Below are 18,875 nucleotides of genomic sequence, written 5' to 3'. Positions count from 1 at the left end.
GCCTGGGTTACTGAATGACGCGTTCGGTCGTATAGACCCGCTGTACTTTCCCTTCAGTCATAACCTCATTCACTTTTTCCCTGATTCGTTCTTCCATTTCGGTGGTCCCTTCCGAACCTTCGATGTCTCCGGGTTCGAGCTGAGCCAGTTCATGGATAATTATGTTGTTAATCTGATAGTCGCGCTGCTCGAGTTCTTCCCGGGCTTTTTCATTATCGGCCTGCAGGCTGAACCTCGTTTTAATATAGCGGTCGTTGCCCTTAAGGTTGGTGGTCATTTCGTCCATGTCCCAGGTGAGCTCCCTCAGTTCTTCAGCGCTTAATTCCTCTGCCTTTTCTTCTTCACTGCCCTCTGCCTGTCCAGAGGAGCCGAGAAACTGATACACAGCAGCAGCCGCACCGGCAATAAGTACAAGGGTCAAAAGCATAATCATCATTATTTTTCCTGCTTTGCTTTTTAACATAGCTCAGACGTTCTCCCCTTTTCGACCGGCCGGCATCCATGTCCGCCGGTAAAACCGTTCGGCACGATCCATCACTTCACTGAGACTTTCCCGAACAACAATTTTGTTGCCGTTCAACAGCGTAATCGTCGTGTCCGGCGCTGCTTCGACCTGCTCAATCAATGTAGTGTTCAGCACAAACGGGCGTCCGTTTAATTTTGTCAGTTCCATCATATTTAATTGAGGGGCAGCATTTCGCCCCTGTCTCCCCCGATTTCATTCATTAGTTACCGTTTGATGTTCAGCAGCTCCTGCAGCACTTCATCTGCTGTCGTAATACCCCGCGTGTTCGCCTGGAATCCGCGCTGGGCCGTGATCATTTCTGTAAACTCCTCCGACAGGTCAACGTTGGACATTTCAAGCGCTCCGGAAACAATTTCTCCCGCTCCGCCTTCGCCCGGAACAGCATCAACAGCGGCTCCGGAGTTCAAGGATGCGCTGTACACGTTACCTCCTTCTTTATCTAAACCGCCCGGGTTATTAAACGTTGCAAGGCCAATTTGACCCTCGTTGTTAATTGCCCCGCCTGCGCCTACTACGTTGACATTACCTGCAGCATCGATGCTAAAGCTTTGCGCATCGGGATCAATATTAATTCTTTCATCTCCAGCGTCCAATAAATAATGACCGTCTGGATTCACGATGTTTCCTCCGTTATCCAAATAAAAGTTCCCTGATCTTGTGTATAAATTCTCGCCGCCCTGCGGATTTTCCAGTTTAAAATATCCTGAACCCGAAATAGCCAGATCGAGTTCACGGCCGGTGTTTTGCAGACTGCCCTGCGTGTCCACCGTATCGATGCTCCCAAGCTCACTTCCAAGACCGATTTGTTTCGCGTTGATACCGCCCCGGCCACCATCAGCTCCGGCTGCTGCCCCGGTCTGCTGGCTCATCATATCCTGAAATGTCGGGCGTCCTTTTTTGAACCCCTGGGTATTAACGTTTGCGATGTTGTTGCTGATAACGTCCAATTTCTGCTGAAAGTTCTTCATTCCTGCAATTCCAGAATACATAGAGCGTAGCATCGTATTCCTCCTTTGGTTTAAGCGGGCCCCGTCTGTCTGTCGGGAGCCCAGGCCTCCTTGCGGTCAAGCCTTTTTACATGAATATAACGCCGTCAATATTTGTAAACGTGTGGTTTGCTGCTTCCTGCTTTGACATTGCTGTAATAACGGTCCGGTTCTCTGCGTTCACGACCAGTGCCGCTTCCGGGAACACCACAACAGATTCCTTGACACCCTTTTCTGCTGCCTTATCCAGCTTCACCTGCATCTGCTCCCAGTCTGCGCTTCCAATATGAACATTTCTTTCTTCCATTCGTTTGGCAGCGTGCTTGCTGATTTTGACATCAGGAGCTGTAAGCTCGTTTTGCAGCAGCGAGGCAAATGAACCAGCCTGCTGCTTTTCCGGTCGTGGGGTGCTGGCTGTACTGGACGGAACCGGCATTCTGGCATAGTTGTACACCTTTGAATAATCCATGCTGTTCCTTCCTTCGTATCAGCTTCCCTTTGCAGCCGCCTCGTCCTCTCCGATGTTCACCACCTGCCTGCCGTCAATCCAGCGGCCGGAGTCAAGCTCGACCATTATGTTTCCCTGCGTATCTTTTTTCACCGACATAATTTCGTTGCGCCCCGTCTGCACATCCTCATTTGGTGTGTTGGCGTTTACGAGCGACTGCCACGTGACGTCCTGACCGATCAGGCCGCTCAGCTGCATCAGGGCATCCTGCGCCATAAACTGCGTCGACTGCTCCATGGATTTATTCATGTTGTTCATCTGCTCGAGCGTACTGAAGTTGGCAATCTGCGACACGTATTCAGTGTCGTTCATCGGCTCAAGCGGGTTCTGGTTTTGCAGCTGGGTGATAAGCAGTTTTAAAAAATCGTCCTTATCCATGTTGCCGTTGCTGTTTTCAGCGGCAAAGGGCGACTTGCTGTTTGAAGCGTTGTTCAGCTGCATATTATCTGTAATCATACTCACTGTATGTTCACCTCCTTTAAATTCGTTCGTTGACTGAAAGCTGCTGTAAAATATCTTCAAACGAGCGTTCTTCCTCTTCTGAAGACTCTTCCTGCGTATTTACCGCTTCCCGCTCTTCTTCAGGTTCTTCTTTATGCTCTTCTTCTTTATAGAACTCGGGGTGCTCTGCTACTTCGATACGTTCGACCTGCAGATTCTGCTGCAGAAAGGAATGTCTCAGCTGATGCACGCTGCCTTCCACGAGCTCCTGTGCTCCTTTGGAGGTTGTAATCAGCTGGGCGGTCCATTGTCCTTCAATTTTCGTGAGCTTCACATCGATCCGGCCCAGATGCTCAGGGTGGAGACGAATCGTATAGGAAGCCCCGTTTTTTAGCTGGACAGCGTTCATCGTCCCGAGCGTCTGCTGAAACTGCTTTAAAAATTCGGCCTGGCGCTGATTTCCTTCAGACGCCGGCGGGAGCTGAATCACAAGCGGCGCATTCGGCTGAAGCGCTCTAGGCTCTCCCGCACCGGCTGTTGGTGCTGGAGGAGATGAAACCTTTCCTGCTTCGCCTCGGATGACCTGCAGAATCTGCTCAAGCTGCTTAATAAACGCTTCGTTGTTATCCGCCTCTGCTGTTGAAGACGCCGGCGGCTGCTTTTTTACCAGAGCCGAAAGACTTTGGACAAACGCAGTCAGCTGCTTTTCCGGTGCTTCTAGAGCGGACGGCTGAAGAGCTTTCGGCACCCAGGTGTCTGACTGCTGCCGTCCACCAAGGTATTTCTGCCACTGCTGAAGGTCCTGTTTTACCATCTGGGTGCCTGTATCTGCCGCCGCTTCCTTCCCGGCGGCAGGGCTCATCCACCCGGCTGGCGCCTGCGAAAGTAACTGCGGCCGCATCTCGGCGCTGCTTTTGGCGTCGGCCTGCTGATTCAAAAAGGAAATCAGTTGCCGGGACTCCTGCGTTTTTTCCGGAAACAGGATGTCAATCTTTTTCACTGGGGACAATTCCTTCTGCACTAGCGGCCGTGCCGGCTGACCATTGTCCTGCTTTGCCTCGAGTACGTCTTCCTGTACCGGAGCTCCGGCAGCCACTGCCGATGCTGCTAGAGCGGCTTCCGGACGGACTTTCCCTGTTTTATCTGATAAAACCTCTGAAAGAAGCGCAGTCAGTTCATTCAGACGCCTTGTAAATACTTCTTCTGCCTGTTTTTTTCCCTCCCCCTCCAGAGCTTTCGAGAGCAGCGATCCGGCGGCCTCCTGCAGCTTTTCTGCCGCCACCTGTACCACCTGCTGATCGCGGGGAGCAAGATCGTTCAACCGGGCTGCAAGCTGCTCGAGCACCGGCAGCTCTGCTTTCCCATCCGCATCTTTAATCGCGCCAAACGGGAGTTCCAGCCGCTTCTCCCCTTCGGCAGCATCTGTTCCTGCAGCTGCTTCTGTGTCCGGAGAATGAAGAACAACGGCAAGCTTTGTGAAAATATTTTCCGTTTCTATCGGCATTTCTTCGGGCGTCTCTTTCTTCGCTGGTCCTTCACCGCCCTGTTCGTTACGTACGAGCTCAGCGATAAACATCACGGCTTCCTCAAATTCGGGATGCTTTTCCATCAGCGCATTGATTGCTTCCGGATCTGCTTCGATGGCCTTCATTATCTGCTCAGCAGAAGCCCCGGCATTTTCCGTCCCTTTTTCCATAACCGGCTGTTTGCCCGTTAATGCGGCGGCACCGGCAAACAGAGCGGCAAATGCTGACGGACCACCTCCTGTCTGAGCGGGTACGAGCGCAGCGGCCTGGCCCGGCGACGCCGACCGGCCGGTAATTGCTGTCTCCATAGCGGCCTCCTTTCTTTTACTGTTCCAGGTCGAGGCCTTCAATCCCCGAAACAACGGAAGCAGCAAGCTCCTCATCCATCTCTTCGAGTATGGCGGCCTGTTCCTCCGGCTGCAGCGTGTACAAATGCTGGACAATAACTTCTGTTTCCTGCTGCCCGAGCACCGCTGCCGCAGTGGCCGGCTTCATTTCCTTGTAAATTTTCTGAGCTGAACCAGTATTCCCGCCGCTTTCTTCCTCTTCATTATTATCTTCTGTTTCTGATTCGAGCGTCAGTTCCTCAAGCTCTTCTTCCACGCTTTCAAGCTCCTGCTCCCGTTCATCAAGCCGCTGCTGCAGTTCGACGATTTCCTCTTCCTTGGCTTCGAGCTCTTCACTGGAAGCACCGGCGTCATCGGCACTTTCCTCGCTGCCGGTGACCGATTTCACTACGTCCTGGCCGAGCTGAGTGACATTTATCCCCATAAAGGACATAACAGCCACTGAGAGAACAATGGCGAAAACAAGCGGGATAAGAAACAGCATGAAAAACCATTGAAAAAAACTGCCTTTTTTCTTTTCTTTTTCAGCCATAATGCTGCACCGTCTGCTTTTGGAGATACATTTGTACTGCTGTGTCATCCATGGCCATACGCTCGTTACGCTTTAATTTTTCCATATGTTTGGCTTCTTCTTTTTCTTTTATCAGCTCAAGCTTCCGGTTTTCACGCCATGCTTCCTGCATCGCTTTTTCTTCGCGCTGCATCATCCAGCGCGCCTTGCTCACCGCTTCTTCAAGAACGGCTGCTTCCCGTTCATACATATGCAGCATTTTTTCCTGCTGACGAAGCTCCAGCACCGTCACCCCCCGGGTCATTTTCTCCCGGTTTATTTCTTCGGCGTGCTCTTTGGAACGGAGCATTTCATAGAGGGTGCCTGCTTTCTGCTCAAACTGGTCCACTGCCTCATTGTAGGATTTTACCTTCTGGTCTTTTTCGCGGTCTCTCAGCTGCAGCAGCTGTTCTAAAGAAAATTGATAGGACATTAGGATGCTCCTTTCTCCATAACGTTTTGCAGCTTTTGCAGCGTTTGTTCCATCGTCGATGCTTCCATCGACCGCTGCTGAATAAGTGCTTCAACGGCAGGTAATTTTTCCAGCGCCTCGTCGGTTTCGGGGGAGCTGCCTTTGCGGTAGGCCCCGATTCGTATAAGGTCTTCTGCTTCCCGGTAAGCCGCAAGCCAGCTTTTTACTTTCGAGGCTGCCTCCTGATGAGCTTTATCCGTAATTTCTGACATTACCCGGCTGACGCTTTGAAGCACGTCGATGGCCGGAAAATGATTTTTGTTGGCAAGCGACCGTTCGAGCACAAAGTGACCGTCGAGAATACCGCGTACGGCATCGGCAATTGGCTCGTTCATGTCGTCCCCGTCCACGAGCACCGTATAAAACGCGGTGATCGAGCCTTCGTTACTTGTGCCGGTCCGCTCAAGCAGTCCCGGCAGGAGGGCAAATACTGACGGCGGGTATCCTTTTGTCGTAGGAGGCTCGCCAATCGCAAGGCCAATTTCTCTTCGTGCCATCGCAAACCGGGTGATGGAGTCCATCATGAAATTGACCTTTTTTCCTTTGGAACGAAAATATTCGGCAATGGCTGTCGCCGTGTAGGCTCCCTGGATCCGCATCGAAGCGGGCTGGTCCGAGGTCGCTACGATCAGCACTGATCTGGCCATGCCCTCTTCTCCCAGGTCACGTTCAATAAAATCCCGGACCTCGCGCCCGCGTTCTCCGATAAGCGCGATTACGTTAACGTCGGCTTCCGTGTAGCGCGTGATCATCGAAAGCAGTTTGCTTTTCCCGACACCGCTTCCGGCAAAGATGCCTATCCGCTGGCCTTCCCCCATCGTGAGCAGGCTGTCAATCACTCTTACACCGGTCGGCATGACGTTTTTAATCCTCGGCCGGTCAAGCGGAGCAGGCGGTGCTGCCTCCGAAGAAACGCTGACCAGCCCTTCCGGAAGCTCCTGATGATCCATCGGCTCTCCCATGCCATTTAGCACGCGTCCGATCAGCCCTGCTCCTGCCTTGATTTTCAGTGGCTTACCGGTGGCCTCGACCGTGCAGCCCGGGCTGATGTTTTTTAACGACTCCAGCGGCATCAGCAGCACGTATTCCTGCCGGAAGCCAACTACCTCCGCGGCCGTGGCACTGTCGCTTCCGACACCGTATATGCAGCAGATGTCACCGACGTTTGTTTTCGGTCCGCGCGACTCCACCATTAATCCAATCACCCGTTCCACACTTCCATAGGAACGGTACAGAGACATGTGTTTCACCTGTTTCGCTGCATGCTCCGCTCTCATACCGGCATGCCCTCTTTAACAACAGCCTGGAGCTGTTTTTTTAATTCCACGAGCTGAGTGTCAAGGGAAACGTCGAGTTTTCCGAAGTTCGTTTCGAGCAAGCACTGCCGCTCTTTCATCTGCGCATCCGGATAAATGGTCACCTTCTGGTCGCTTCCGGCCGCACTCTGCAGCTCCTCTTTATACATTCGCACTTCTTCATAATCCTCCGCGCTGACGAGCACCCGGATGTTTCCCTGCTCACGCAGAGAGCTGACCGCAGTCGAGAGCTGCATCCGCCAGTGTTCATCCGGCAGCCATTCCGGGCCGAGCATTCTTTCAAGCGCCTGCACCGCAATATCGATCACCGTCGGTTCGGCCTCGTTCAGACGTTCATGAAAGGCCTGCTCCGCAGATTCTATGATCCGTCCGGCATGGCTAATCTGTTCCTGCCAAGCTTCGAAGCCTTTCTCCTCCCCGCTCTTAAAGCCCTCGGCATATCCTTGCTGCTTGGCCTCTTCGGCCCATGCCGCAATACGATCCCCGGCGTCTTTTTCTTCCTGTCTGATTTTTTCCTGGGTTTCCTTCCAGACCTGTTCGGCCTGCTCATGCAGCCGCCCGGCCTGCTCTTTTAACTGTTCGGCCTGATGCTGCTGGAGAAAATGCTCGTCGATCTGCGGGGCCGTTTCTTCATACACGATTTTTCTCGGGGCAATGGTTCGGTGCTCTGCGCTGACGTGTGTGCGAAATACGTTAGACAATCACATCATCTCCTCCGCCGCGGGCGATTACAATTTCACCCGTTTCTTCAAGTCTGCGGATAATACCGACAATTCTCGACTGTGCTTCTTCTACATCACGCAGTCTTACCGGCCCCATAAATTCCATTTCCTCCTGGAACGTTTCGGCCATCCGCTGGGACATGTTCTGGAAAACGACTTCTTTCACCTGCTCGCTTGCCACCTTCAGGGCAAGCTGCAGATCATCATTATTGACGTCGCGTACCACCCGCTGAATCGAGCGGTTATCAAGCGCCACCACGTCTTCAAATACAAACATCCGCTTTTTGATTTCTTCGGCCAGCTCCGGATCTTCCTGTTCCAGGGATTCAAGAATAATCTTTTCCGTGCTGCGGTCCACCCCGTTCAGCACCTCCACGACGGATTCAATGCCCCCCGCTTCGGTGAAGTCCTGGGTGACGGACGTGGAAAGCTTTTGTTCAAGCACTGCCTCCACTTCGCTTACGATCTCCGGTGAAGTCCGGTCCATTTTTGCAATGCGGCGGGCCACATCGGTCTGCTGCGTCTCAGGCAGCTCCGACAAAATCTGGCCGGCCTGCCCCGGCTCTAAGTAGGAAAGCACAAGAGCGATTGTCTGCGGATGCTCATTTTGAATGAAGTTCAGCACCTGGGAAGGCTCAGCTTTGCGGGCAAAATCAAACGGCTTTACCTGCAGCGATGACGTGAGGCGGTTAATCATATGCATCGCTTCCTCTTCTCCGAGCGCTTTTTCAAGTACGCTTTTGGCGTAGCCGATGCCTCCCTGGGAAATGTAGTCCTGAGCAATGGCTATTTGATGGAATTCATTCATCACTTCTTCTTTTTTCGAGCTCTCCACTTTTCGTACGTTCGCAATTTCAAGCGTCAGCTTTTCAATCTCGTCTTCACGTAAATGCTTATATACTTCGGCTGAAACGTCCGGGCCCAATGAAATAAGCAGCACAGCTGCCTTTTGTTTTCCAGTCAGCGTTTCTTTTCTTTTCTGCAATTGCTGCTCCCCCTTTTAATCATCGGACAGCCAGGAACGAAGCAGCTTTGAAAATTCCTCCGGCTTTTCCTTTGCTAGCTTCTCGAGCTGATTTCGTTTCTTTTCTTCCTCGGTCATTTCCCTGCCGCTCTCGAGATCAGGGACCTCGCGCTGTTCAAATTCCGCAGCCTGGAAGGTTTCTTCTTTGGCTTCGGCTGGTTTTTTCCGACGGACGAGCCATACCACTAAAATGATGAGGCCCAAAGCGCCGACAGCCATTAATGCATAAGCCCACCACGGCAGGCCGCCTGCTTCCTGATCGTTCTCTTCTGCGCCGAGGAAGGTCTGGGAGGAAATAGAGACTTTTTCTTCTACATCCATTTCCTCGCCTTCCACCTCGAGATATTCTTTGTCGATGCTCGTACTGATGACGGTCTCAAGCATCGCCTGCATGTTATCCATCGTTTCCGGCTCTAAAGAATTCGGGTCTTCCGGATCCGGCGGCTCCACCATGACCTGAATACCGAGGTCGCGCAGCTTGTACGGACTCTCCTGAATCTCTTTATGTATACGGTTCACTTCGTAGTTGATTCGTTCTTCGGTCCGCTCTGAGTCACCGGCTGCTTCTGCACCGGCTGGATAGTTGGCTACGTCTTCCTCCCCGGCGCCTGCTTCACCTTCTTCGAGAGGATCAACACCTTCATAGGCTTCAGCAATTTCTTCGGCGCTGACTGCAATGCCTTCCATCGTTTCTTCATCCACCGGCTCCACCAGGTCTTCCTCCCGGTTTTCTTTTGTAAAGTCGATGTCTGTCGTTACTGATACCATCACTTTGTTCTGGCCGGCTACCGTACCGAGCATCTGCTGGACTTCACGGCGGATGTCTTTTTCGATATCCTGCTGTACCGCGCGCTGGTCCTCGTATTGATCCATCGCAGAGCCGGACGCCCCGTTTTCTTCATATGTATAATAATTCATGCTTGTATCACTGATATCAATGTTTTCCACCGGCAGATCAGGCACACTTTTGGATACCAGGTTATACAGGGTTTTCACCTGCTCCTGATCGAGCTCTCCGGCACCGCCCAAATCAACGTTCACCGACGCCGTGGCTGCTTCGGCTTCTTCAGCCACCCACGTAGACTCCTCCGGCATGTTGATCATTACATCGGCACTTGCCACTGCATCCATATTGGAAATCAGCGCTTCAAGTTCAGTCTGGAGCGCAGCCCGCTCCATGACAGAGAATTCGTTGTCTGTCATTCCAAAGCCGGTCTGATCTTCGATGAAGCTGTAGTCAATCGCCCCGTCCTGCGGAAGCCCCTCAGCCGCCAGGTCCACCTTTAACGCATCCACCTGATCCTTCGGCACGCTGATGGTAGTCCCTTCGTTCGATATTTCATATTTCACTCCGCGGGTGTCGAGCGTTTCTTTGATGCTGCCTGCTGTTTCCGGTGCCAGATCGGTGTAAAGAGGCTCAAAGTTTGTCCGCGAAAACAGCAGTATGCTGATGAGGAGAAAAAGAAAGATCGCCGTCGTGCCAAAAATATATATTCTTTTTTGTTTTTTACTGCGGCTGCTCCAATACGTTTTCGCCTTTTGGCTGTATTCTTTCCATTTTTCTTTCATAACTCCGCTTCATACCTTCCTCTTTACGATTACACCTGCATCCGCATCATTTCTTTGTAAGCTTCCACCGCCTTGTTTCTCACCTCGGTGGCCGTCTGCATGTAGACACTTCCTTTTTCTGCAGCAATCATCACATCATGCAGATTATCCGCTTCACCGGTCACCAGTTTTTCTGTCATCCGGTCCGACTCCAGCTGCGCTTCGTTGACTTTGCTCATCGCTTTTTGAAACGAATCTCCAGTTTCTTTTACTGTTGCCTGGCCCGCCTCATTTGCTGCTTTCATTACCGGTGCCTGAACATTTGTGATTTCCATCCGTACTCCTCCTTCCGTCGTTAGTTTTTACCGATTTCAAGTGCTTTCATCATCATATTTTTATTGGCATTGAGGGCTGTGACGTTTGCCTCATACGAGCGTGAGGCCGAGGTCAAATCCGTCATTTCTTTTAAAGGATCCACATTTGGCATCTGTACGTAGCCTTCTTCATTGGCATCGGGATGCTCCGGCTGGTAAACCTCATCAAAAGGAGCGTCGTCCACGCCTATTTCCGACACGCGCACACCGCCCTGATCATTTAATGCTTTCGTTAAATTTGACTGAAAGGAATTGTCCTGCTTCGGGCTCATGGAAACGGTTTTGCGCTGGTACGGCTGCCATTCCCCGTCGACGAGCCTTCCTCTTGTGGAATCCGCATTCGCAAGGTTGGAGCTTACGACATCCATTCTTAGACGCTGAGCCGTCAAGGCCGAGCCGGAGGCCTGAATCCCATTAAAAATAGACATGCTTATGACCCTCCCCGGATAGCTGATTTAATGCCGCCAAATTTTCCATTAATACGGTCAATAATGGCGTTATAATGCAGCTGGTTTTCCGAAAGCTCAGTCATTTCCTTATCGATGTCTACATTGTTTCCATTATTGTTGTATGTATTGCCCTTCTGCTCATATACTTCTGGAGAATTTTGATTATTCTGAAAAGAAAAGTGCTTTGCGTCTGTCCGCACAGCTTCCATCTGACTGCTGCTTTCTTCTTTTAGCATGTCCTGAAAGGAAACTTCCTTTGCTTTGTAGTTCGGCGTGTCAATATTGGCAATATTATCCGTGATTGCCTTCTGTCTGAGCGATGCCCCTTCGACACCCGCCTGTAATTTCTGCCACGTTCCTGATTGAAACAGTTCCATTTTCTCACCTCTGGGTTTTTAATTAATACTAAAGGTTTAGTTATTTACTTTTATATGAGCATTAATTCCTAAATTGTATAGAAAAAATGTACATTTGTCTAATTAATATCGTGGTTTTTGCATTTCAGTAACTACCGTCTAAGTGGTTAAACCACTTTTTAGTAGTTCTTTTATACTTATTGTGCTTATTTATTGTATAGCATTCCATTTTTCACTAGTATAAATCGCACACCGCTTAATATGTTTTAGCTTAAGAGCCAAAAAAGCGGCCCCTTGAAGGGACCGCGGTGAATTTTTTAATCGTTATTTTTAATTTTCTCGAGTTCATACAAAAACTTGTTGTTTAATACTTTAATATAGGTTCCCTTCATGCCGAGGGATCTTGATTCGATCACGCCGGCGCTTTCAAGCTTACGCAGGGCGTTGACGATCACGGAGCGGGTAATGCCGACACGGTCGGCAATTTTACTCGCTACAAGCAGCCCTTCCTTGCCGTCGAGCTCCTCGAAAATATGCTCTACCGCTTCGAGTTCACTGTAGGAAAGGGAGCTGATAGCCATCTGGACAACGGCTTTACTTCTTGCTTCCTCTTCGATTTCCTGCGTTTTTTCATGAAGGATTTCCATACCGACCACAGTCGCCCCGTATTCGGCGAGGATCAGATCATCATCATCAAACGTTTCGCTTAACCGGGCCAGAACGAGCGTTCCAAGACGCTGGCCGCCGCCGACAATCGGTACAATCGTTGTCAGGCCGGACGCAAATAATTCGGCGCTTTCCTGCGGAAATGCCGTGTATTCGCTTTGTACGTCCAGATTCGGCGAGGTTTCATTGATGCTGAACAAACCGGAGGTGTATTCCTGCGGGAACTGGCGCTCCTCTAAAATCCGCTGCATTTTTTCGTGCTCGATTTCCTGTTCGATCGAGTAGCCGAGCAGCTTTCCACGGCGGCTGACCACAAACACATTGGCTCCAATAATTTCCTGAAGGGTTTCGGCCATGTCTTTAAAATTGACGTGGTCTCCCTGTGTTTTCTGTAACATTTCATTAATTCTTCTGCTTCTCGTTAACAAATCCATGCTGATTCTCCTCCTGATTTATGCTACAAAATGTACCGGCTGACGTCCCGGTCCCTGGCGATCGTTGCCAGTTTATCATTAACGTACTCCGGCGTAATGGTGATAGCGTCCATGGTAATTTCCGGCGCCTCGAAGGACAGATCTTCGAGCAGTCTTTCAAGCAGCGTATGCAGCCGTCGTGCGCCGATGTTTTCTGTCTGCTGATTGACCGCTTCCGCTAATTCCGCAATAGTATCGACGGCTTCGTCTGTAAACGTCACTTCAATACCTTCGGTGCGGATGAGTGCCTGGTACTGCTTGGTTAGAGCCTGGTCCGGCTCCCGCAGAATCCGGGCAAAATCTGCTGCCCCTAAGTTATCTAATTCGACACGCACCGGAAATCTTCCTTGCAGCTCAGGAATTAAATCGGAAGGCTTGGCCGTATGAAAAGCACCGGCTGCGATAAACAGCATATGGTCGGTGCGCACCGGACCGTATTTGGTATTGACCGTCGAGCCTTCCACAATCGGCAGAATGTCCCGCTGTACGCCTTCGCGCGAAACGTCCGCACTGCTGCTTTCCTTTTTACCGGTTACTTTATCAATCTCATCCAGGAACACAATTCCCAGCTGCTCCGCGCGGTAAACAGCTTCCGTGCTCACCTCGTCCATATCGATCATTTTCTGGGCTTCCTGCTCGGTCAGCACCTTGCGTGCTTCGCGCACGGGAAGGGTGCGGCTGCTCGTTTTCTTCGGCATCATGTTTCCGAGCATCTCCTGCATGTTCATGCCCATCTGCTCCATGCCGCCGCCCTGAAACATGTCACCCATGGAGCCGGACTGCTGTTCGACCTCTATGGTTACTTTACGGTCTTCAAGCTCGCCCATCTCCAGCTGCTTCTGCAGCTGACGACGCTGCTCACGAAGATCACTGTTATCCGCGGTGTCTGTCTCTTCTTCTTCATCGTTGTCCTCATTCTGCTGAAAAAGCATCCCGAACGGGTTGCCGGAGTTGTTGTCCGCCTGACGATTTTTGCGTTTTCTCGGAGCAAGCAGCCGGACGATTTTTTTATTCGCAGCTTTTTCTGCTTTTTCCTGTACGGAGGCTGTTTTTTCTTCCTTTACAATCCGTACGGCAACCTCCACCAGATCCCGGATCATCGACTCCACGTCGCGGCCGACATAGCCGACTTCGGTGAATTTTGTGGCTTCCACCTTTGAAAAAGGAGCGCCGACAAGCTTCGCAATTCGGCGGGCAATTTCTGTTTTACCTACGCCCGTCGGTCCGATCATCAGAATATTTTTCGGCGTTACTTCCTCCTGAAGCTGTTCGGGCAGCTTGCTTCTGCGGTATCGGTTGCGAAGAGCCACCGCAACAGACCGTTTCGCTTCATTCTGGCCGATAATATATTGATCGAGCCGTTCTACAATCTGTTTGGGTGTCATCGAAATTTCCATTAATAAGCCCCCTTAGCGGACTATGTTTTAAGATTCCAAATCTTCAACTATGATTTCATGGTTGGTGAAAACACATATATCTGCTGCTGTCTCAAGCGAAGCCTCGGCCATTTCCCGGGCAGTCAGGTGTGTGGCATGCTTTTTGAGTGCCCTTCCGGCGCTGAGCGCAAAATTGCCACCGGAGCCGATCGCAAGCATGTTGTCATCAGGCTCGATGACTTCTCCTGTTCCCGCGACCAAAAGCATGGTGGATTTATCCATAACAATGAGCATTGCTTCCAGACGCCGAAGCGTTTTATCGCTTCGCCAGTCCTTGGCAAGCTCGACGGCAGCACGCTGCAGATTGCCGCTCCACTGCTCGAGCTTTTCTTCAAACAGGTCAAACAGTGTAAACGCGTCAGCTACCGATCCGGCAAAGCCGGCGAGAACTTTTCCGTTGTACAGCCGTCTCACTTTTCGTGCCGTATGCTTCATGACCACCTGCTGGCCGAGCGTCACCTGGCCGTCGCCGGCCATCGCTCCTTTACCGTCGTGATGGACAGCGTATATTGTTGTGGCGTGAAAGGATGGTTCCATTAGTTATTCACGCTTCCTTTCTGCTCTTGGATGCGCATGTCGATACACATCCTGAAGCCGTTCTTTCGTTACATGGGTATAAATCTGGGTTGTGGATAAATTGGCATGGCCGAGAAGATCCTGCACGACCCGCAGGTCCACCCCGTGATTGAGCAGATGTGTCGCAAACGTATGCCTCAGGTCATGAGGAGAAATACGGAGCGTGCTTGAGACCTTTTTCACCCGTTCGTTAATGACATGGCGGAATCCGCGGTCGGTCAGCGGGCCGCCCCGGGCGTTTAAAAACAGCTGGCCGGTCGGCACGCTGCTTTTGGCTGAAAGCTCCGGACGCACGTTCATCTTGTACAGCTCGACGGCTTCCTGGGCAAAGCTTCCTACCGGCACGTACCTCTCCTTCCGGCCTTTTCCCTTCACCAGAATGGTGCCGAGGTAGTCATCGAGGTCATCGGCCTGAAGCTGCTGGCATTCGCTGATGCGCATCCCTGTCGCATAAAGCAGCTCCATAATGGCTTTATCCCTGATATCAAGCGGCTTGCTCATATCAAATGAAGCAAACAGCGATTCGATCTCTTCTTCATATAAAAAGTGGGGAAGCGGCCGCTCTTTTTTCGGATGGCTCGCACCGATGAACGGATTTTGTTCAATATATTCCTCGCGCTGCAGATAGCGGAAATACGCACGCAGCGCGGAGATTTTCCGCGCTACTGTCGCCCTTGCATACGAGCGGTCGTACATGCTGCTGTAGTAGAGGCGGACGAGCGTTGGATCAACCTCCTCCACGTGCTTCCAGCCCTCCTGCTGCATAAACGCTTCAAATTCAATCAAGTCCTGTTCGTAAGCTGTTTTCGTATAGGAGGAAATGTTTTTTTCAAGCTCCAGATAGCGGAAAAATTCTTCCCTCCAGGTTAATAGCGGGTTCATCAGCTTTTTGCTCCTTTGCGCCTTCTCTTCCTTCTGCGTTCCTGTTGCCGCTTTATGAAGACAAAAGCTAGTAAATCGTATCATAAACCCTGGAGCCTAGCAATCATATTTGGACTTTTTTCTTAAAATTCTGAATGGCATCCAGAGCCCGTTCTGCGTAGTATTCATTGCGTTCCCGCTTGTTTTTGATTTTTTGCTCCGGGGCCGGAAGCAGGCCGAAGTTGGCGTTCATGGGCTGAAAGTTTTTGGCGCCGGCTGTCGTAATATAGTGACTCATGGCACCGATCACCGTTTCCTTCGGGAAGGTGTCCGTTTCTTCCTGCAAATATTGTTTAGCTGCATTCCATCCGGCGACCAGCCCGGAAGCAGCTGATTCCACGTAGCCTTCCACCCCGGTAATCTGTCCGGCAAAGAACAAATTACTGCGGGCCTTTGTCTGGTAGGTCGGGTTCAGGAAGTTCGGGGAATTTAAAAACGTATTCCGGTGCATCACGCCGTAGCGGACGATGTCGGCATTTTCAAGTCCCGGGATTAAACGGATTACTTCTTTCTGCGGCCCCCATTTAAGATGGGTCTGGAAGCCGACAATGTTAAAAAGCGTCCCTTCCTGGTTGTCCTGGCGCAGCTGCACGACGGCGTGCGGAATCTCCCCTGTTTCCGGATGCTCCAGACCGACCGGCTTCATCGGGCCGAACAGCAGGGTCTTTTTGCCTCTGCGGGCAATTTCCTCGACCGGCATGCAGCCTTCAAAAAAGATGTTTTTCTCAAATTCGCGCAGCGGAACAACTTCTGCTTCCACCAGTGCCTCGTAGAAGCGGTCAAATTCCTCTTCTGTCATCGGACAGTTGATGTACGCTGCTTCCCCTTTATCGTACCGGGATTTTACATACGCTTTGTCCATATCGATGCTGTCTGTTTCCACAATCGGCGCCGCTGCGTCGTAAAAGTACAAATGCTCTTCGCCGGTCAGGTTAAAAATATCCTCAGAGAGCGACTCAGTGGTCAGCGGACCTGTGGCAATAATTGCCGGTTCATCCGGTATGTGGGTCACTTCCTCCGATACCACTTCCACGAGCGGGTGATTTTTTACTTTTTCCGTGACCTTCGCGGCAAATTCATGCCGGTCCACGGCAAGAGCGCCGCCTGCCGGCACCGAGGCCGCGTCTGCCGCCTCGATAATCACGCTGTCGAGGTTCCTCATTTCTTCCTTTAATACGCCGACGGCATTTGTAAGGTTGTTGGCCCGGAGCGAATTACTGCAGACCAGCTCCGCAAATTTATCGGTATGGTGGGCGGCCGTCTGTTTGTTCGGACGCATTTCGTGAAGCCTGACCGGCACGCCCTGTTTTGCAAGCTGCCATGCCGCTTCGCTTCCGGCGAGCCCTGCACCGACGATATGAACAGGTGTACTTTTCATGATAAAAACTCCTTTCCCTTTTGAAAGCGCAGGCAACTATTCCTTTCGGAAGCAGTCAGACCTGCGCTGTAACCAGTCATTTTTAATTTGGTTCTTCCTTATAATCACATTCAGAGCACTGGACGTGTACGCCTTTTTTCGTCTTTTTCTCCACAAGCATATTTTCACATTTCGGACACGGGCGGGCAATCGGTTTATCCCAGGAAACAAATTCGCAATCCGGGTACCGGTCGCAGCCGTAAAAGATCCGCTTTTTCTTACTTCGGCGTTCAACGACATTTCCCTCTTTACATTTCGGGCATTTCACGCCGATATCTTTGACAATCGCTTTCGTATTACGGCATTCCGGAAAATTGGAGCAGGCCATAAACTTTCCGTAACGGCCCATTTTATATACCATTGGATGGCCGCACTGCTCGCAGTCTTCGCCTGCCGGCTCATCCTTGATTTCGACTTCTTCCATTTCTTCCTCGGCTTTTTTCAGCCTTGGCTCAAATCCCTGGTAGAATTCGTCGATAATCTCAATCCAATTTTGTTTTCCTTCTTCAATATAGTCAAGATCATTTTCCATCTTTGCGGTAAATTCCACATCGAGAATTTCCGGGAAGAATTCCACAACCAGATCCATCACAATTTCACCGAGCTCGGTCGGCACGAAACGCTTTTCTTCAAGCGCTACGTAGTTCCGGCGCTGCACTGTATCGAGCGTCGGGGCATACGTTGACGGCCGGCCGATACCCATTTCCTCCATCGTCCGAACGAGTCGGGCTTCTGTGTAACGCGGCGGCGGCTGGGTGAAATGCTGATTTTCTTCCATATCCGTCCGGGTGACCATCTGGCCCTCCTGAAGATCGGGAAGCATTTTATCCTCTTCTTTTTTTCCGTCATCCTGGCCTTCCACGTACACCTTCATAAAGCCGGGGAATTTCACTTTGGAGCCGGTCGCCCGGAACAGCACGCCCTCATTATCAAGGTCCACTGACATGGTGTCCATAACAGCCGGAGCCATTTCACTCGCCACCAGACGTTCCCAGATGAGCTTGTACAGCCGGTACTGGTCTCTTGAAAGCGAGCTTTTCACCTGTTTTGGTTCATACATGATCGATGTCGGCCGGATCGCTTCGTGGGCATCCTGGCTGTTGCTGTTTTTGGAATTCTTGCGCTCTCCCTGGTGGATGTATTCTTCGCCGTACTTTTCCGTAATAAACGTCCGGGCTTCTTCCTTGGCGGTCTGGGAAACCCTGGTGGAGTCTGTCCGCATATAGGTGATCAAACCGACAGTGTCAGCCGGTTTACCCAAATCAATACCTTCATACAGCTGCTGGGCAACCATCATCGTCTTCTTCGCACGGAAATTCAGCTTTCTCGCTGCTTCCTGCTGCAGGGACGAGGTGGTGAACGGCTGTACTGGATTGCGTTTACGTTCTTTTCTCGTGACCTTTGTTACTTCAAACTGATCACCCTTCATCTTTTGAAGCACGCCGTCGACGTCTTCCCGGGAGGCAAGCGCCTGCTTTTCCTTCGCTGTGCCATGAAATTTCGCCTCAAATTCCGCGTCCCCGTCCGAGAACGTTCCATTAATACTCCAGTATTCCTCCGGAATAAACGCCTTAATTTCTTTTTCCCGGTCAATAATCATCTTCACGGCAATCGACTGTACCCGTCCGGCACTCAGTCCTTTTTTCACTTTCTTCCATAGTAATGGGCTGATGTTGTAGCCGACGAGCCGGTCAAGTATCCGCCGGGCCTGCTGTGCATCCACCAGATCCATATTGATGGAACGGGGATGCTTAAACGCATCCTTCACCGCTGTTTTTGTAATTTCGTTAAAAACAACCCGGCATTCCGAATCTTCATCAATGTTTAAGCTGTGCGCCAGATGCCAGGCGATGGCTTCACCCTCTCTGTCAGGGTCGGCTGCGAGATATACTTTCTTCGCTTTTTTTGCAGCCGTTTTTAATTCTTTTAAAACTGGACCTTTCCCGCGTATCGTTATATATTTCGGGTCATAATTGTTTTCAGTGTCGACTCCCATTTGGCTTTTTGGCAGGTCTCTTACGTGCCCCATTGAAGCTTTCACTGCATATTTTTTCCCTAAATACTTTTCGATTGTTTTTGCTTTTGCGGGAGATTCCACGATGACTAAATAGTCGGCCATTCCTTTTCTCCCCTTTGTCTCAATGAAATATTACCATTATTAACTCGAATAAATTACTCTGTCAAATAGTGATGCTTTTATGATCTTACTCGTTTCAGTGCGTTTTGTGCTTGAAATCACAA

General features: G+C 50.9%; 21 protein-coding genes. All 21 read right to left on the bottom strand.

Annotated features, from left to right (window positions below; translation table 11 throughout):
* Positions 1-7: 7 nt before the first annotated feature.
* The 21 genes from ACTTK7_RS01855 to topA all read right to left on the bottom strand — a co-directional run bounded on the left by ACTTK7_RS01855 (position 8) and on the right by topA (position 18,753).
* Positions 8-436, bottom strand: a complete 429-nt coding sequence (locus ACTTK7_RS01855) for a flagellar basal body-associated FliL family protein (protein ID WP_462865328.1) — start codon at positions 434-436, stop codon at positions 8-10.
* A gap of 30 nt (positions 437-466) precedes the next feature.
* A complete protein-coding gene (locus ACTTK7_RS01850) occupies positions 467-676 on the bottom strand; it encodes a flagellar FlbD family protein (RefSeq protein ID WP_322524674.1) in 210 nt (69 codons plus the stop codon).
* Between the two features lie 53 nt (positions 677-729).
* Positions 730-1,527 carry a flagellar basal body rod protein FlgG gene (flgG, locus tag ACTTK7_RS01845; RefSeq protein WP_462865326.1) on the bottom strand — a complete coding sequence of 266 codons (798 nt, stop codon included), beginning with the start codon at positions 1,525-1,527 and terminating at the stop codon, positions 730-732.
* Positions 1,528-1,600: 73 nt separating this feature from the next.
* On the bottom strand, positions 1,601-1,981 hold the full coding sequence (locus ACTTK7_RS01840) for a TIGR02530 family flagellar biosynthesis protein (protein ID WP_462865324.1): 381 nt from the start codon (positions 1,979-1,981) through the stop codon (positions 1,601-1,603).
* An 18-nt stretch (positions 1,982-1,999) separates the two neighbouring features.
* Positions 2,000-2,476 (bottom strand): flagellar hook capping FlgD N-terminal domain-containing protein, encoded by a 477-nt coding sequence (locus tag ACTTK7_RS01835; protein ID WP_462865415.1) that lies wholly within the window; start codon positions 2,474-2,476, stop codon positions 2,000-2,002.
* Positions 2,477-2,498: 22 nt separating this feature from the next.
* The gene (locus tag ACTTK7_RS01830; protein ID WP_462865322.1) at positions 2,499-4,295 is read right to left on the bottom strand and encodes a flagellar hook-length control protein FliK; all 1,797 of its coding nucleotides are present in this window, start codon (positions 4,293-4,295) and stop codon (positions 2,499-2,501) included.
* Positions 4,296-4,311: 16 nt separating this feature from the next.
* Positions 4,312-4,866 carry a MotE family protein gene (locus tag ACTTK7_RS01825; protein ID WP_462865320.1) on the bottom strand — a complete coding sequence of 185 codons (555 nt, stop codon included), beginning with the start codon at positions 4,864-4,866 and terminating at the stop codon, positions 4,312-4,314.
* Positions 4,859-5,317, bottom strand: a complete 459-nt coding sequence (gene fliJ / locus ACTTK7_RS01820) for a flagellar export protein FliJ (protein WP_462865319.1) — start codon at positions 5,315-5,317, stop codon at positions 4,859-4,861. Before fliJ ends, ACTTK7_RS01825 begins: the two co-directional genes overlap by 8 nt.
* A complete protein-coding gene (fliI, locus tag ACTTK7_RS01815) occupies positions 5,317-6,633 on the bottom strand; it encodes a flagellar protein export ATPase FliI (RefSeq protein WP_462865317.1) in 1,317 nt (438 codons plus the stop codon). The genes fliJ and fliI overlap by 1 nt, the downstream gene beginning before the upstream one ends.
* Positions 6,630-7,373 carry a flagellar assembly protein FliH gene (gene fliH, locus ACTTK7_RS01810; RefSeq protein WP_462865316.1) on the bottom strand — a complete coding sequence of 248 codons (744 nt, stop codon included), beginning with the start codon at positions 7,371-7,373 and terminating at the stop codon, positions 6,630-6,632. The genes fliI and fliH overlap by 4 nt, the downstream gene beginning before the upstream one ends.
* Positions 7,366-8,379 (bottom strand): flagellar motor switch protein FliG, encoded by a 1,014-nt coding sequence (fliG, locus tag ACTTK7_RS01805; RefSeq protein ID WP_322524665.1) that lies wholly within the window; start codon positions 8,377-8,379, stop codon positions 7,366-7,368. The genes fliH and fliG overlap by 8 nt, the downstream gene beginning before the upstream one ends.
* A 15-nt stretch (positions 8,380-8,394) precedes the next feature.
* Positions 8,395-9,987: a flagellar basal-body MS-ring/collar protein FliF gene (fliF, locus tag ACTTK7_RS01800; RefSeq protein WP_462865314.1), complete on the bottom strand. Its 1,593-nt coding sequence runs from the start codon at positions 9,985-9,987 to the stop codon at positions 8,395-8,397.
* A gap of 29 nt (positions 9,988-10,016) precedes the next feature.
* Entirely contained in the window at positions 10,017-10,301 is a 285-nt protein-coding gene (gene fliE / locus ACTTK7_RS01795) for a flagellar hook-basal body complex protein FliE (protein ID WP_462865312.1), read from the bottom strand.
* Positions 10,302-10,321: 20 nt separating this feature from the next.
* Positions 10,322-10,768: a flagellar basal body rod protein FlgC gene (gene flgC, locus ACTTK7_RS01790; RefSeq protein WP_298784326.1), complete on the bottom strand. Its 447-nt coding sequence runs from the start codon at positions 10,766-10,768 to the stop codon at positions 10,322-10,324.
* A 2-nt stretch (positions 10,769-10,770) separates the two neighbouring features.
* Positions 10,771-11,166, bottom strand: a complete 396-nt coding sequence (flgB, locus tag ACTTK7_RS01785; protein WP_462865310.1) for a flagellar basal body rod protein FlgB — start codon at positions 11,164-11,166, stop codon at positions 10,771-10,773.
* A 296-nt stretch (positions 11,167-11,462) separates the two neighbouring features.
* Positions 11,463-12,245 (bottom strand): GTP-sensing pleiotropic transcriptional regulator CodY, encoded by a 783-nt coding sequence (gene codY, locus ACTTK7_RS01780; RefSeq protein ID WP_322524660.1) that lies wholly within the window; start codon positions 12,243-12,245, stop codon positions 11,463-11,465.
* A 23-nt stretch (positions 12,246-12,268) separates the two neighbouring features.
* Complete coding sequence (gene hslU / locus ACTTK7_RS01775; RefSeq protein ID WP_462865309.1) at positions 12,269-13,681, bottom strand: ATP-dependent protease ATPase subunit HslU; 1,413 nt, start codon at positions 13,679-13,681, stop codon at positions 12,269-12,271.
* A gap of 27 nt (positions 13,682-13,708) precedes the next feature.
* Positions 13,709-14,257 (bottom strand): ATP-dependent protease subunit HslV, encoded by a 549-nt coding sequence (gene hslV, locus ACTTK7_RS01770; protein ID WP_091610303.1) that lies wholly within the window; start codon positions 14,255-14,257, stop codon positions 13,709-13,711.
* Between the two features lie 3 nt (positions 14,258-14,260).
* On the bottom strand, positions 14,261-15,178 hold the full coding sequence (gene xerC / locus ACTTK7_RS01765) for a tyrosine recombinase XerC (RefSeq protein ID WP_462865307.1): 918 nt from the start codon (positions 15,176-15,178) through the stop codon (positions 14,261-14,263).
* A gap of 103 nt (positions 15,179-15,281) precedes the next feature.
* On the bottom strand, positions 15,282-16,595 hold the full coding sequence (gene trmFO, locus ACTTK7_RS01760; RefSeq protein ID WP_462865305.1) for an FADH(2)-oxidizing methylenetetrahydrofolate--tRNA-(uracil(54)-C(5))-methyltransferase TrmFO: 1,314 nt from the start codon (positions 16,593-16,595) through the stop codon (positions 15,282-15,284).
* Between the two features lie 82 nt (positions 16,596-16,677).
* Positions 16,678-18,753: a type I DNA topoisomerase gene (gene topA / locus ACTTK7_RS01755; protein ID WP_462865304.1), complete on the bottom strand. Its 2,076-nt coding sequence runs from the start codon at positions 18,751-18,753 to the stop codon at positions 16,678-16,680.
* Positions 18,754-18,875 lie beyond the last annotated feature (122 nt).

The sequence above is a fragment of the Marinococcus tarijensis genome (assembly GCF_054971385.1).
Note: the sequence above shows the minus strand (reverse complement) of the source record. Positions and strands in the feature narration are given on the sequence as shown.